At 71.9% G+C, this 12,845-nt stretch carries 10 protein-coding genes; 2 read left to right on the top strand and 8 right to left on the bottom strand.

Annotated features, from left to right (window positions below; all coding sequences use genetic code 11):
- Nucleotides 1-3: 3 nt before the first annotated feature.
- The 7 genes from ACFVIU_RS07155 to ACFVIU_RS07185 form a co-directional block, all read right to left on the bottom strand.
- A complete protein-coding gene (locus ACFVIU_RS07155; protein ID WP_385841150.1) occupies nucleotides 4-1,107 on the bottom strand; it encodes an NAD(P)H-dependent flavin oxidoreductase in 1,104 nt (367 codons plus the stop codon).
- A gap of 95 nt (nucleotides 1,108-1,202) precedes the next feature.
- Nucleotides 1,203-2,768, bottom strand: a complete 1,566-nt coding sequence (locus tag ACFVIU_RS07160; RefSeq protein WP_385841151.1) for a phytoene desaturase family protein — start codon at nucleotides 2,766-2,768, stop codon at nucleotides 1,203-1,205.
- A gap of 110 nt (nucleotides 2,769-2,878) precedes the next feature.
- Nucleotides 2,879-3,721 (bottom strand): oxygenase MpaB family protein, encoded by an 843-nt coding sequence (locus tag ACFVIU_RS07165; protein ID WP_385841349.1) that lies wholly within the window; start codon nucleotides 3,719-3,721, stop codon nucleotides 2,879-2,881.
- Nucleotides 3,722-3,815: 94 nt separating this feature from the next.
- Complete coding sequence (locus ACFVIU_RS07170; RefSeq protein WP_385841152.1) at nucleotides 3,816-5,786, bottom strand: acetoacetate--CoA ligase; 1,971 nt, start codon at nucleotides 5,784-5,786, stop codon at nucleotides 3,816-3,818.
- Nucleotides 5,783-7,363 (bottom strand): bifunctional 3-(3-hydroxy-phenyl)propionate/3-hydroxycinnamic acid hydroxylase, encoded by a 1,581-nt coding sequence (locus ACFVIU_RS07175; protein ID WP_385841153.1) that lies wholly within the window; start codon nucleotides 7,361-7,363, stop codon nucleotides 5,783-5,785. The genes ACFVIU_RS07170 and ACFVIU_RS07175 overlap by 4 nt, the downstream gene beginning before the upstream one ends.
- A 19-nt stretch (nucleotides 7,364-7,382) precedes the next feature.
- Nucleotides 7,383-8,321 (bottom strand): fumarylacetoacetate hydrolase family protein, encoded by a 939-nt coding sequence (locus ACFVIU_RS07180; protein WP_385841154.1) that lies wholly within the window; start codon nucleotides 8,319-8,321, stop codon nucleotides 7,383-7,385.
- 34 nt (nucleotides 8,322-8,355) lie between these two features.
- Nucleotides 8,356-9,498, bottom strand: a complete 1,143-nt coding sequence (locus ACFVIU_RS07185) for a VOC family protein (RefSeq protein ID WP_385841155.1) — start codon at nucleotides 9,496-9,498, stop codon at nucleotides 8,356-8,358.
- A 134-nt stretch (nucleotides 9,499-9,632) separates the two neighbouring features.
- Here ACFVIU_RS07185 and ACFVIU_RS07190 point away from each other — a divergent pair, with 134 nt between their 5' ends.
- Nucleotides 9,633-10,268 (top strand): TetR/AcrR family transcriptional regulator, encoded by a 636-nt coding sequence (locus ACFVIU_RS07190; protein WP_385841156.1) that lies wholly within the window; start codon nucleotides 9,633-9,635, stop codon nucleotides 10,266-10,268.
- Between the two features lie 2 nt (nucleotides 10,269-10,270).
- On the opposite strand, the gene ACFVIU_RS07195 is transcribed toward ACFVIU_RS07190, so the two are convergent.
- Complete coding sequence (locus ACFVIU_RS07195) at nucleotides 10,271-11,020, bottom strand: DUF2993 domain-containing protein (protein WP_385841157.1); 750 nt, start codon at nucleotides 11,018-11,020, stop codon at nucleotides 10,271-10,273.
- 185 nt (nucleotides 11,021-11,205) lie between these two features.
- Between ACFVIU_RS07195 and ACFVIU_RS07200 the strand changes: the two genes are divergently transcribed.
- Nucleotides 11,206-12,807, top strand: a complete 1,602-nt coding sequence (locus ACFVIU_RS07200) for an MFS transporter (RefSeq protein WP_385841158.1) — start codon at nucleotides 11,206-11,208, stop codon at nucleotides 12,805-12,807.
- Nucleotides 12,808-12,845 lie beyond the last annotated feature (38 nt).

Here is a 12,845-nt window from a genome sequence, read left to right on the forward strand (position 1 = left end):
CCGTCAGCTCCTTCCGGCGATGCGGTTGATGCGGTCCACGGCCCGTTCGAAGCCGCGGGTGAGGTCGTCCATGACGGCCTGGACGCTGCGTTCGCCGGTCATCCGGCCGACGATCTGCCCGACGGGCGTGCCGAGCAGCGGCTCGACCTCGTGCTTCTGGATGCGGGAGAGCGCCTCGGCCACCAGCAGGCCCTGGAGCGGCATGGGCAGGGTGCCGGGGCCGGCCGGGTCGTCCCAGGCGTCGGTCCACGCGGTGCGCAGCTGGCGTGCGGGCTTGCCGGTCAGCGCGCGGGAGCGGACGGTGTCCCCGGAGCCGGCGGCGAGCAGCTTGCGGGTCAGCGCGGTTGAGTGGAGGTCCGCTTCTGTGGTGGTCAGCCATATGGAGCCCAGCCACACACCTTGGGCGCCGAGGCTGAGGGCGGCCGCCACCTGCGGGCCGCTGCCGATGCCCCCGGCGGCCAGGACGGGCAGCGGGTCGACGGCCTCCACGATCTCGGGGGTGAGCACCATCGTGGCGATCTCGCCGGTGTGGCCGCCGGCCTCGTAGCCCTGGGCGACGACGATGTCGATGCCCGCCTCCTGGTGCTTGCGGGCGTGCCGGGCGCTGCCCGCGAGCGCGGCGACCGGGATGTCCCGGTCGTGGGCGCGGGCGACGACATCGGCGGGCGGGGAGCCGAGGGCGTTGGCGAGCAGCCTGATCGGATAGTCGAAGGCGACGTCGAGCTGGCTGCGGGCGACCTGTTCCATCCAGCCGGTGATGCGCCAGCCGGACGCCTCGCCCTCGGCCAGTTCGGGGACGCCGTGCCGGGCGAGGGTGTCGCGCACGAACTGCCGGTGTTGCTCCGGGATCATCGCCTCGACGTCGGCCTCGGTGACGCCTTCGACCTTCTTGGCGGGCATGACCACGTCCAGCCCGTAGGGCCGGCCCCCGGCGTGCGCGTCGAGCCAGTCGAGATCGCGCTTGAGGTCGCCGGGGGCGGTGTAGCGGACCGCGCCGAGCACTCCGAAGCCGCCGGCCCGGCTGATGGCCGCGGCGACGGCGGGGAACGGCGTGAAGCCGAAGACGGCGTGCTCGACTCCCAGTTTCTTGCTCAGCTCCGTCTGCATGGGCGCAGGATGCCGCAGCCGTCCGGACGACGGAAGGCCTTTTCTGACGCATCGTCAGATTACTTCGTCCGGACGGTGCGGCGGGCGCCGTCGCGTCACACGGCCGCCTCCAGCACCGCCATCGCCGCGTTGTGCCCCGGCACTCCGCTCACCCCTCCCCCACGCACCGCGCCCGCGCCGCACAGCAGCACGTTGGCGTGCCGGGTCTCCACGCCCCAACGGCCGGTGCCCTCCTGGGCGTACGGCCAGGACAGGGCTCGGTGGAAGATGTTGCCGCCGGGCAGCCCGAGGTCCCGCTCGAGGTCGAGCGGGGTCTTCGCCTCGATGCAGGGGCGGCCGTCGGCGTCGGTGGCCAGGCAGTCGGCGAGCGGTTCGGCGAGATGGGCGTCGAGCTGGGCGAGGGTGGACTTCAGCAGGGCCTCGCGCGCGGCGTCGTTGTCCCGGTCGAAGAGCCGGGCCGGGGTGTGCAGGCCGAACAGGGTGAGCGTCTGGTAGCCGCGGGCGGCGAGGTCGGGGCCGAGGATGGTGGGGTCGGTCAGGGAGTGGCAGTAGATCTCCGAGGGCGGTGCGGCGGGGAGTTCACCGGCGGCGGCCTGGGTATGGGCGGTGGCGAGTTGCCGGTAGCCCTCGGCGATGTGGAAGGTGCCGGCGAAGGCCTCACGGGGGTCGGCGGCGGGGTCGCGGAGCGCGGGCAGCCGCTTCAGGAGCATGTTGACCTTGAGCTGGGCGCCCTCGGCGGGCTCCGGCGCCGGGTCCCCGGTGAGTGCGGCCAGGGCCTGCGGGGAGGCGCCCACCAGAACGTGCCGGGCGGCGGCGACGCCCTCGCCGTCGGCGGTGCGGTAGGTGACCTCGGCGCGCTGTCCGTCGGTGTCGATCCGTACGGCCTCGTGTCCGGTGGCGATGACCGCCCCGGCCGTACGGGCGGCCGCGGCGAGCGCGTCGGTGAGGGCGCCCATGCCGCCGACGGGCACGTCCCAGGCGCCGGTTCCGCCGCCGATGACGTGGTAGAGGAAGCAGCGGTTCTGGGCGAGGGAGGGGTCGTGGGCGTCGGCGAAGGTGCCGATGAGGGCGTCGGTGAGCACCACCCCGCGGACCAGGTCGTCCTCGAAGCGCTCCTCGACAGTGATGCCGATCGGCTCCTCGAACAGGGCCCGCCAGGCGGCCTCGTCGTCGATACGGCGGCGCAGCTCGTCGCGGGTGGGCAGGGGCTCGGTGAGGGTGGGGAAGACCCGCTGGGCGACGTGGCCGGTCATGCCGTAGAAGCGCTGCCATGCGGCGTACTCGCGCTCGCCGCCGGTGAGTCGGGCGAAGGCCTCCCGGGTGCGCCGCTCGCCGCCACCGACGAGCAGACCGGTGGGCCGCCCGTCGCGTACCGCCGGGGTGTACGACGAGATGGTGCGGGCGCGGACCCGGAAGTCCAGCCCGAGATCCCGCACGATCTTCCGGGGCAGCAGGCTGACCAGGTAGGAGTAGCGCGACAGGCGGGCGTCGACGCCGGCGAACGGGCGGGTGGAGACGGCGGCGCCGCCGGTGTGGTCCAGGCGTTCCAGGACCAGCACGGAGCGGCCGGCGCGGGCCAGGTAGGCGGCGGCGACCAGACCGTTGTGGCCGCCGCCGACGATGACGGTGTCGTAGGCGCGGGTTCCCTCGTGGGCAGGCATGGTTCTTCGTAACACGTGGTGATCGGCCGCGGCCAGAAGCGTGCGGCTTCCTGTCCCGGTGCCGGGGGCCGGTGCGGCATCGCCACCCCCTGACGGCCCAGTACGGCGGTCTATCGCCCGGCTTTGTACGGTGCGGGGCGGGCCTGCGGGCCGAGCCGCTCCATGGCCCGCAGGATGTGTTTGGGCGGGAGCTGCCAGCGCAGATGTGCGGGAATGCGGCGCAGCAGGGTCCCGGTGGTGCGCAGCCGGCGGGTGACGACGGCCGGCTCGGGGGCCGGTCTGCCGTACAGCTCATGGGCGTACGGCGGCAGAGCGGCGTACGCCAGCTGCGCCACGCGCCGCCACAGGACCTCGCGGGCCGGTACGAGGAGGGGGTGCGTCGGCGGGTGGAGCAGGAAGTCGTCCACCGCCCGGGCCTCGGATCCCGCGGCCAGTTCCGGGCGGGTCTTCTCGAAGTAGGCGGCCAGTTCCGCCCGGCTCGCCGGTACGGTCCGCGGGTCGAGCCCCACCAGGCGGGCGCTGACGCGGTGTTCGGCGATGTACCGGTCGGCCTGGGTGTCGGTGAGCGGGTAGCCGGAGCGGCGCAGCACGTGCAGATAGGAGTCGATCTCCGCGCAGTGCACCCACAGCAGCAGTGCGGGTTCGTCGACGCCGTACCGCTCTCCGGTGTCCGGGTCGGTCGCGCTCAGCATGCTGTGGATCTTCCGGACGCGGGCGCCTGCGCGTTCGGCGGCCTCGGTCGTGCCGTAGGTGGTCGTGCCGACGAAGTCGGCGGTGCGCATCAGCCGGCCCCAGGCGTCGCGGCGGAAGTCGGAGTTCTGGAACACGCCCCGGACGGCGCGCGGGTGCAGGGCCTGGAGGTAGAGCGCGCGGACGCCGGCGACCCACATCATCGGGTCGCCGTGCATCTGCCAGGTCACGGAGCGCGGTGTGAACAGCCCGGGGTCGCCCATGCCCGCGTCCTCCCCGGAGCGCCGCTGGATCATGCACCCGAGAGCGCTCCGCAGTCTCCTCATGGCCAATGACGCTGCTGCTGTGGGCGCACCGTCAGAACGAGTCGGACCCGCCCTTGCGGCGCTCGGCGCCCACCTGGACGTAGAAGCCGATGAGTTCCGGGTTGTCCACGGTGGCGGGGTTGACGACCTGCTCGACCGGGGCGCCCTGGAGCAGTCGCTTGACCGGGACCTCCAGCTTCTTGCCGGTGCGGGTATGCGGGATGCCCGGCGCTTCGAGGATCTCGTCGGGGACGTGGCGGGGTGATGCGCCGGTTCGGATGGCGTCCTTGATCCGCTCCCGGAGGGTGCCGTCGAGTTCGACGCCCGCCGCCGGGACCACGAACAGCGGCATCCAGTAGCCGCCGTCGGGTTCCTCCGCGCCGATGACCAGGGCCTCGGCGATCTCGGGGAGACGTTCGACGATGTCGTGGATGTCGGCGCTGCCCAGCCGTACGCCGTTGCGGTTCAGCGTGGAGTCGGAGCGGCCGTGGACGATCACCGAGCCGTGCCCCGTGACCGTGATCCAGTCGCCGTGCCGCCACACACCGGGGTAGGAGCCGAAGTAGGCGTCGCGGTAGCGGGTGCCCTCCGGGTCGTTCCAGAAGTACAGCGGCATCGAGGGCATGGGGCGCGTGACGACCAGCTCGCCGACCCGGTCGATGACGGGGAAGCCCTCGGCGTCGTACGCCGCCAGCGCCACGCCCAGGTGCGGGGCCGACAACTCTCCGGCCCAGACGGGGGTGGTGGGCGCGCTGCCCGCGAAGCCGGACACGACGTCCGTGCCGCCGCTGATCGAGGCCAGCAGTACCCGGTCGCCGACGTGTTCCCGGACCCAGGGATAGGCGGAGGCCGGCAGCGCGGAGCCGGTGCAGCCGACCACCCGGATCGACGAGAGGTCGTGCACGGCGGGGTCGATGCCGAACTTGGCCATGCCCAGCAGGTACTGGGGGCTGGTGCCGAAGACGGTGACCCGGTGGCGAGCGGCCAGTTCCCACAGGACGTCGGGCGTGGCGAAGGGGACGGGGCTGCCGTCGTAGGTGCAGGTGGTGGCGCCGGTGAGGAGGGTGGAGGCGACCAGGTTCCACATCATCCAGTGGGTGGTGGTGTACCAGAGGAGGCGGTCGCCGGGGCCCAGGTCCGAGTGGAGTCCCAGGGTTTTCAGGTGCTCCAGGAGCACGCCGCCGTGGCCGTGGACGATGCCCTTGGGCAGGCCGGTGGTGCCGGAGGAGAAGACGACCCACAGCGGGTGGTCGAACGGGACCGGCACACAGGCGAGTTCCTCGGTGCGGGTGGAGGCGTCCTCCCAGGGGACGACCGGCGACGGGTAGGCCTGCGGCGGCCAGGGCAGGCCCATGTGGCTCACCAGCACGGTCGCCTTCACCGTGGGGAGGGCGTGGGCGAGTTCGAGGACGGCTTCGCGGCGGTCGTGGGTGGTTCCGTTGAAGAGGTAGCCGTCGGCGGCGACGAGGACGGTGGGTTCGAGCTGGGCGAAGCGGTCGGCGGCGGCCTGGGGGGCGTAGTCCTGGCCGCACACCGACCAGACGGCGCCCAGGCTCGCGGCGGCGAGGAACGTGACGATGGCGTGCGGGGTGTTGGGCAGATAGCCGACGACCCGGTCGCCCCTGCCGACGCCGAGGTCGCGCAGGGTGGCGGCCACGGATGCCACCAGGGCACGCAACCGGGCGCCGGTCACCTCGTACCCGGAGCCGGTCTCGTCGAGGGCGAGGATCGCCACCTCGTCGTCGGCCAGGTTGCGCAGGGCGTGGTGGGCGTAGTTGAGGGTGGCGCCGGGGAACCAGCGGGCGCCCGGCATCCGCTCCTCGGCCAGCACCTGCTCGTAGGGGGTGGCGGCGTCGATGTCGAAGTACTCCCACACCGCGCCCCAGAAGCCCTCCAGGTCGGTGACCGACCAGCGGTGCAGGGCGGCGTAGTCCTCCGGGTCCATGCCCTGGAGCCGGGCGAAGTCCGCGATGCGACTGGCGGCCGCCGTCTGCGGATCGGGGGCGAAGAAGGGCGTGCTCATCGCGTCGTACTCCTCAACAGGCTTTTCGGGGCCGTCCGTGGGGAAGGGACGGGGGTTCGTGTGGTGTGCAGCAGGGATGCCCAGGCGGCGGTCGACGTGAAGTCGCGGCCGCCCGAGGGGACGACGTCCATCACGACGCGGTCGGGCCGCAGCAGGACGGCGTCCGCGCGTCCGGCGCGCAGCCAGCCGGCGAGGGTGCCGTCGTCGCCGAGGCCGGCCACCGGGACCGCGCGCACGCCGAGACCGTGCGCGAGCGCGGTCAGGGAGGGTCCGGGTTCGGCGGCGGTCAGCACGGCGAAGGAGTCGCCGAGCGCCTCGTCGAGACGGGTACGTCGTCCGCCGACGCTCACCCACGGCTGGGGGCAGTGCGTGCCTGCCAGGCCCCGGCGGACCCCGCGCCGCACCAGGGGCCCGGCGGTGAGGGGCGGGCTGAGGTCGCGGCCGGCCAGCTCGGCCAGGCCGGGTATGCGGCAGGCGGCGGCCAGCGCCCTGCGGCGGATCGCGGCGGCGCCGTCCTGGCCGCCGGTCATGGCCCAGCCCATGGCGACCGCGACGCGGACCACCTGGAGTGCGTGTGGCTTGCGTTCGCTCTCGTAGGTGTCCAACAGCCGTTCGTCACCGCCCTGTTGAAGGACGCGGGCGAGTTTCCAGGTGAGGTTGTAGGCGTCCCGCAGTCCCGAGCACAGGCCCTGCCCGACGAACGGCGGGGTGAGGTGGGCGGCGTCGCCGAGCAGGAAGACGCGTCCGTGGCGCCAGCGGTCGGCGACGCGGGCCCGGAAGGTGTACTGCGTCTCTCGGACGACCTCGAAGTCCCCGTCGTACGTGGGCGGCAGCCACGGGGCGATCAGCTCACGGACCGTCTCTTGTCCTTCCCCGAGCCGGAACTCCCAGCGGTAGCGGTTGTCGCTCACGCGCATGAAGGTGGCCGGCCGGACCGGGTCGCAGATCTGGTCGACGCCTTCCCAGCAGCGGACGGGGCCCGTCGTGTCGGCGTCGATGACCTTCCAGCGTTCCTCGAAGCGCAGGTCCTCCCAGGCGCCGCCGATGGCTTCGCGGGTGAGGCTGTTGGCGCCGTCGCAGCCGAGGACCGCGTCGGCCCACAGTTCGTGCTCGCCGGTGTCGTCGCGGTAGGTGACACGGACGGGGCCGGTGGAGTCCGGGCCGACGCCGGTGACCTCCACGCCATCGCGCAGTGCGCACTCGGGGCGCCGGGCCAGGGCGTTCCGCAGTACGCGCTCCAGCTCGGGCTGGTCGAACATGCTGGTCTGCGGGTAGCCGTGCCGGCCGTGCTCGGTGCGCCGGAACTCGGCCATCACCCGGTGCCGGGCGTCCAGCAGCCGCAGCCCCTTCGCCGGGCGGGCGATCGCGGCGAACTGCTCACCGACGCCTGCCGCTTGGAGGATCCGGTGGATCTCGTCGTCGGCTGCGACGGCGCGGGGAAGCGGGTAGACGTCCTGGTGGCGTTCGAGGACGACACTGCGGACTCCGCGCCGGGCCAGGAGCAGGGCGGCGGTCACGCCCACCGGCCCGGCCCCGACGATCACGACGGGCACACGGGCGGCTTCATCGACGGTCATGTGCGGCTCACCTCGGGGTTTAGTTCGCGGCCGCGACGGGCGTGCGCTGCTCGCCGAGGTCGATGCGGCCGTCGGGGGTCGCGATCGTCGCCGTGATCATGTCGCCCGGGTGCAGGTAGTGCGGGTTCTTGGCCTGGCTCTTGAAGAAGGCCTTCCACTTCACCGCCGGGGGCAGCAGCGCGCCGATCTTCTCGACGGCCTTCGGCGGCGCCTTCAGGGCCGTGCCGCCGGGAGTACCGGTGAGCAGCAGGTCGCCGGCGTCCAGGGTCTGGAAGCGGGCCAGCAGGGTGAGCGCCTGCGCCGGGCGGACGATCATGTCGGCGAGGGTGCGGTCCTGGCGCAGCTCGCCGTTGACGCTCAACTTCAGCCGCAGGTCGAGGAGATGAGCGAAGTCCTCCGGCTCCAGCAACGCCAGGTACGGACCGGTCGGCGTGAAGGTGGGGTACGACTTGCTCTCGTAGAACTGGGTCTTGGTCAGCTGCACCTCACGGGCGCTGACGTCGTTGGTGATCACCAGTCCGGCGACGTACGACGGCAGGTCCCGCTCCTCCACGACGGTGCCGACGGGCAGGGGCGCGCCCATGACGAGGCCCAGCTCGATCTCGTAGTCGAGGAATTTCACGTGCGACGGCCGGACGACGGTGTCACCGGGGCCGCCGACGGAGCCGGACGCCTTGCGGAAGAAGGCGGGCGGGATGTCGCCCTTGAAGCCCGAATCGCGGGCGTGGCTGCGGTAGTTGACCATCTGGGCGACCACCCGGCAGGGCGTGGTGACCGGTGAGAGCGCCACCAGGTCGGCGACAGGCGTGCCCGGTTCGCCGGAGGCGGCGGCCTCGCGGACGGCCGGCCGGTCGGCCAGCAGTTCCGCCGTGGTCACGGCCTTGGTCTCGACGGGGACGGCTCGGTCGCCTCGGACGACCCACCAGCCGTCGGCGGTGCGCAGGACATTGGTGCTCATGTCAGTGCCTTTGTGAGGGATTCGCGTGCGGGGTTCAGGATGTGGCGGCCTTGAGCAGGCCGAACAGTCGTGCCGGGTCCATTTCGTTGTCGCCGCGCAGGGCCTCGATGACATCGCGGACCCGCTGCGGGGAGGGGTTCGCGCCGAGGAAGTCGCGGGTGGCCGGCGGGCCCCACTGAGCGAGGCCGCTGGTGGACATCGGCGCCCAGCCGGGCTCGACGTCGCTGGAGAACAGGTCGCCGTCGGCGAAGTGCTCCAGCATGAAGCGGTCGGGATCGCGCCAGTAGTCGAAGAGCTGACTGCCCTGGATGTGCCGGCCGATGCCCCAACTGCGCTTGTAGCCGCGCTCCTTGAGGTATTCACCACCGGTGGCGATGGAGTCGAGGTCGGTGACCTGGTAGGCGGAGTGGATGTATCCCGTGCCCGGCCCCAGGTGCATCGCGAGGGTGTGGTGGTCGGCCGGCACACCGCCCAGGTCGCAGCGGATGAACGCCATCGTCGGGCCGCGATCGCGCTGTCCGTCCAGGAACAGGAAGTCGGACACGATCATGCCGAGCGTGTCCAGGTACCAGTCCAGGGCCCGGCCGAACACCCGTGTCTCCAGCACCACATGGCCGAGCCGCTGGATGCGGGACGGCTCGCGCGGCGGCCGCTGGGGGGCGTTGGTACGACGGTGCTCCGTGCCGAAGTTGAGGAGCAGCGGCTGCTGTTCCGGCAGTGCGGGGAGCTGTTCGCCACAGTGCACGACCCGGACCGGGAAGCCCGACGGGTCGAGCAGATCGACCACCTTGCCGCCGCCGGGCACGTCGGAGTCCCGTACGGACGATCCGGTGGCGCGGGCCAGCCGGTCCAGGTCGGCCCGCTCGGCGGCGCGGAACGCCGGGCCGATGAAGCGGGACGTACGGCCGCGTCGGATCACCATGCAGGGCGAGCCCGCGAAGGTACCCCGCAGCCACAGCTCGCGCTCGGTACGGGCGGCGACGGAGAAGCCGAAGTCGCGGGCGAAGACCTCCGCCCGGTCCAGGTCGGGCTTCTCGAACTCCAGCCAGGCCAGGTCCGCCACCTTGATCACGGGGTTCCGGGAGCGGCCGGGGTGTTCGCCGCGCCGGGCGCCCTGCTCGCTGTGGAGGTCCTGGTGGGCCGTGATGACGTCCCCCTTGACGTGCATGTCAGACATGGTGCCCTCCGAGCAACATTGCCGTAATGAGGAAATCATCAACTGTGACAGTTCCGTCGTCAAGAAGTTCGCCGCAGGAAATGATGAATTCATCAGGACTGCGATCCCCTCGGGGCAACCGCTAGACTCCACGCATGTCCACGTCAGCCCCGCCCAGCAACCGGTTCGAGCGGCGTCGCGCGGAGACCCGTGGGGCTCTCGTGCGAGCGGCCCGGCAGATACTCGCCGAGAGCGGTGACACCACCGCGAGCATCCAGGCGATCGCCGAGCGCGCGGACGTGGGCTTCGGCTCCTTCTACAACCACTTCGACTCCAAGGCGGAGCTGTTCGAGACGGCGGTGGTCGACGCCCTCGAGGAGTTCGGGCAGGCCTTCGACGAGCGCCTGACGGGCATCGACGACCCGGCGGAGCACGTCGCGGCCGGCTTCCGGCTCAGCGCCCGCATGGCCGGCTCCCACCCGGAGCTGATGCAGGTCGTGCGCCGCCGCGGCCTCGGGCACATCCACTCGGACAACGGACTGACCCGACGCGCCCTGCGTGATCTCCAGGTCGGCATCGCCTCCGGCCGCTTCACCACTTCCGACCCCGTGGTCGCGCTGACCGCCCTGGGCGGAACCCTGCTGTCCCTGGTGGAGCTGCGGTTCACCCACCCCGAGGCGGACGGCGACGAGGCCGCGGTCAACCTCGCCGAGATGGTCCTGCGGATGCTGGGCCTGCCCGCGGACGAAGCGCACGAGGTCGCCCGGCGCCCCTTGCCCGACGCCACCTGACCTCACGCGGACGACGCGTCCGGGCGGAAGGTGACCGAGCGGCCCGTGAAGCGGGCGTCGATTCCGTCCTCGCCGGTGGTGACCGAGCGCAGACGGAGCCCTTCGGGCACGATATGTAGCGGAACGGGCTCGTCCAGGGCCCTGTCGAGGAGTGACTTCAGCGGCGGGGGCGGCTCACCCTGCTCCGCGCGTACGTCCGTGAAGGCGATGCGGTTGTCGCCGGCCGCCGAGACGGCCGCGCTCACGGTCACGTCGCCGACGAGCGGCAGACTCGCGGTCGCGTCGACCCGGCCGGACTCGTCCCCTTGTGACACCTGCACGCCGAGCGCGTTCGACACGTCCGCGTACGACAGGAACGCAGTCGCTGTGACGCCGTCCGCGTGAGCCTCGTCGGCGCTCCCCGAGGTCTTCAGCCCGTCCATCCCCACCGTCAGCTTCGTCACCGGGAGCGGCCGGGTGGTGCCGCGGGCCGGAATGTCGTGGGCGGTCAGGTCGACATGGTCCAGGCTGCCCGCAGCCAGTTGGTTCAGTACGGGAAAGCCCCTGACGTGCACCGACGGCCGATCGGCGGTTCCCATGCCGTCCTGGAACGCCTGGGCCGTACGGCTCTCCGCACGAGCCGCGGCGATCCGGTCGACCGAGACTCCGCCGACCAGCAGGGCCACGAGGGACACAGCGGCGATGATCGTGCGCCGCCTGGTCCGGGCCGGGGCGCTCACATCCGAGGCGGCTGTCACGGGTGCGTGGATCATGTCGGACCTCCGGTTGACGGGGTAGGGCAACTCGATAGTTGCACACCGATGAGCAATAAACTAGTCTGCACATCGATGGGCAATTAACTGGCCCCCCGACGCCGGGTCCTCTTGGCCCGCGCGCACCGATCCCCTTGATTCCGTCCCCGAAGCCTCCGCTTCACCTCCTGCCGAGGAGCCTGACCATGCCGCTCTTTGCGAAGACGCCCGTCGAGAAGATGACGGAGCCCTACCACCGGCGCTGGTGGGCCCTGCTGGTCCTGTGCCTGAGCCTGCTGATCGTCGTCATGGCGAACACGTCACTGATCGTGGCCGCCCCCGACATGACGAAGGACCTGGGGCTGAGCAGCAGTGACCTTCAGTGGGTCATTGACGGCTACACCGTCCCCTACGCCGCGCTGATGCTCGTGCTGGGCGCGATCGGCGACAAGTACAGTCGCCGCGGTGCCCTCGTCCTCGGCCTGCTGATCTTCGCCGGCGGTTCGGTGATGGGCGGCCTGGTCGACGAGACGAACCTCGTCATCGCCGCCCGCGCGATCATGGGCGTCGGTGCCGCCGTCGTCATGCCGGCCACACTGTCGCTGCTGGTCGCGATGTTCCCGCGCGCCGAGCGCGCCAGGGCGATCACCGCCTGGTCCGCGACCTCCGGTCTCGCCATCGCCGCCGGCCCGCTGGCCGCCGGCTGGCTGCTGGAGAACCACGCCTGGGGCTCCACCTTCCTGATGAACGTCCCCCTCGCCGTCCTCGGCGTCATCGGCGCACTGCTGCTCGTGCCGCCGTCGAAGGCGGAGAACATGGGCCGGATCGACTACGGCGGCGGTCTGCTGTCGATCGTGTCGGTCGGCTGCCTGGTCTACGCGACCATCGAGGGCCCGCACTTCGGCTGGGGCGTCGGCCCGATCACCGCGGCCGTCGTCGCCGGCGTGGGCCTGCTGGCCTTCGTCGCCTGGGAGTTGAAGCACCCCAACCCCATGCTGGACGTGCGCAAGTTCACCGAGCGTCCCTTCAGCGGCGCGATGCTCGCGGTGCTGTTCTTCTTCTTCGGTACCTTCGGCTCGATCTACTACTCCACCCAGTTCCTCCAGTTCGTCCTCGGCTACAACGCCCTGGAGACCGGCATCCGCCTGCTGCCGCTGGCCGGGTCCGTGTTCGTCGGTGCCGCGGTCACCGGCAGGCTGGCTCCGAAGCTCGGCGTGAAGCTGGTGGTCGGCACCGGCATGGTGATCGGCACCGTGGGCGTCTTCCTGCTCAGCCGGATCGACTCCGGCTCCGCCTACACCGACTTCGTGGCCCCGCTGCTGCTGCTCGGCTTCGCCATCGGGCTGAGCCTGTCCCCGGCCACCGACACCATCATGGGCTCCTTCCCCGAGTCGGAGCTGGGCGTCGGGGGCGGCGCCAACGACACCGCCCTGGAACTCGGCGCCTCGCTGGGCATCGCCATCCTCGGCTCGCTGCTCGCCACGTCCTACAAGGACAAGCTGACCGACCTGGTCGGCGGCCACCTCCCGGCCGCCGCCATGGACACCGCCAAGGACTCCGTCGGCGGCGGCATCGCGGTCGCCGAACAGGTCGCCAAGAACCCCCGGGGCGGCGCCGAACAGGCCCAGACTCTGCTCGGCGCGGTGCACGAGTCCTTCGCCCACGCCATCGCCCACACCAGCATCATCGGCGGCATCATCATGGCCGCCGGAACCCTGATCGTCGTCGCCGTCCTGCCCGGCCGCAAGCACGGTGAGGAAGATGCGGCACCCGCTGCTGAGGAGCAGACCGAGACCGTGGGCGCCTGAGCCCCGTACGCCGGAGGCCGGAACCCCGATTCCGGCCT

The organism is Streptomyces sp. NPDC127190 (assembly GCF_042672505.1).
In the GTDB taxonomy this organism is placed as follows: Bacteria; Actinomycetota; Actinomycetes; order Streptomycetales; family Streptomycetaceae; genus Streptomyces.

Coding starts and splice junctions, on each gene's coding strand:
- ACFVIU_RS07180 (WP_385841154.1), bottom strand. CDS start 8,321: ATGAGCACCAATGTCCTGCGCACCGCCGACGGCTGGTGGGTCGTCCGA.
- ACFVIU_RS07155 (WP_385841150.1), bottom strand. CDS start 1,107: ATGCAGACGGAGCTGAGCAAGAAACTGGGAGTCGAGCACGCCGTCTTC.
- ACFVIU_RS07175 (WP_385841153.1), bottom strand. CDS start 7,363: ATGACCGTCGATGAAGCCGCCCGTGTGCCCGTCGTGATCGTCGGGGCC.
- ACFVIU_RS07185 (WP_385841155.1), bottom strand. CDS start 9,498: ATGTCTGACATGCACGTCAAGGGGGACGTCATCACGGCCCACCAGGAC.
- ACFVIU_RS07195 (WP_385841157.1), bottom strand. CDS start 11,020: ATGATCCACGCACCCGTGACAGCCGCCTCGGATGTGAGCGCCCCGGCC.
- ACFVIU_RS07160 (WP_385841151.1), bottom strand. CDS start 2,768: ATGCCTGCCCACGAGGGAACCCGCGCCTACGACACCGTCATCGTCGGC.
- ACFVIU_RS07200 (WP_385841158.1), top strand. CDS start 11,206: ATGCCGCTCTTTGCGAAGACGCCCGTCGAGAAGATGACGGAGCCCTAC.
- ACFVIU_RS07165 (WP_385841349.1), bottom strand. CDS start 3,721: ATGGGCGACCCCGGGCTGTTCACACCGCGCTCCGTGACCTGGCAGATG.
- ACFVIU_RS07170 (WP_385841152.1), bottom strand. CDS start 5,786: ATGAGCACGCCCTTCTTCGCCCCCGATCCGCAGACGGCGGCCGCCAGT.
- ACFVIU_RS07190 (WP_385841156.1), top strand. CDS start 9,633: ATGTCCACGTCAGCCCCGCCCAGCAACCGGTTCGAGCGGCGTCGCGCG.